Here is an 839-nt window from a genome sequence, read left to right as displayed (position 1 = left end):
GCATCCTTGGTGGAGAAGTACGCCGCGTGCGGGCCACCGAAGCCCAGCGGCACGCCGAAGCGTTGCGCGCTGCCGATGGCCACGTCGGCACCGAATTCGCCCGGCGGGGTCAGCAGGGTCAGGGCCAGCAGGTCGGCGGCCACCGCCACCAGGGCGTTGGCGGCGTGCAGGCGCTCGGTCAGTTCGCGGTAGTCGAACACGTCACCGTTGCTCGCCGGGTATTGCAGCAGGGCGCCGAAGAACGGCGTCACGTCGCTCAGTTCGCGCTCGTCACCGACCACCACCTCGATGCCCAGCGGTTCGGCACGGGTGCGCAGCACGTCGAGGGTCTGCGGGTGGCAATGCACGGAGGCGAAGAACTGGTGGCTGCCCTTGTTCTTGCTCAGGCGCTTGCAGAAGGTCATGGCTTCGGCGGCCGCGGTGGCTTCGTCGAGCAGGGAGGCGTTGGCGATCGGCAGGCCGGTGAGGTCGCTGATCAGGGTCTGGAAGTTCAGCAGGGCTTCGAGGCGGCCCTGGGAAATTTCTGGCTGGTACGGGGTGTAGGCGGTGTACCAGGCCGGGTTTTCCAGGAGGTTGCGCAGGATCGGCGACGGCGTGTGGGTGCCGTAGTAGCCCTGGCCGATGAAGGTCTTGAACAGCTGGTTCTTGCCGGCGATGCCTTTGATCATCGCCAGGGCGTCGGCTTCGCTCAGGCCGTCTTCCAGGCCGAGCACGCTGGTGCCCTTGATGCTGTCGGGAATGACGCTGGCGCTCAGGGCTTCGAGGGAGTCGAAGCCGAGGGTGTTGAGCATGGCTTGCTCGTCACCGGCGCGGGGGCCGATGTGGCGGGCGATGAATTC

General features: G+C 67.1%; 1 pseudogene. It reads right to left on the bottom strand.

Going from position 1 to position 839, the window contains the following annotated elements:
* A pseudogene (locus tag CGA21_RS29725) lies at window positions 1-839 on the bottom strand (glycine dehydrogenase (aminomethyl-transferring)); the annotation flags it as partial.

It is taken from the genome of Pseudomonas sp. PSB11, from assembly GCF_014596605.1.
Classification (GTDB): Bacteria; Pseudomonadota; Gammaproteobacteria; order Pseudomonadales; family Pseudomonadaceae; genus Aquipseudomonas; species Aquipseudomonas umsongensis.
Note: the sequence above shows the minus strand (reverse complement) of the source record. Positions and strands in the feature narration are given on the sequence as shown.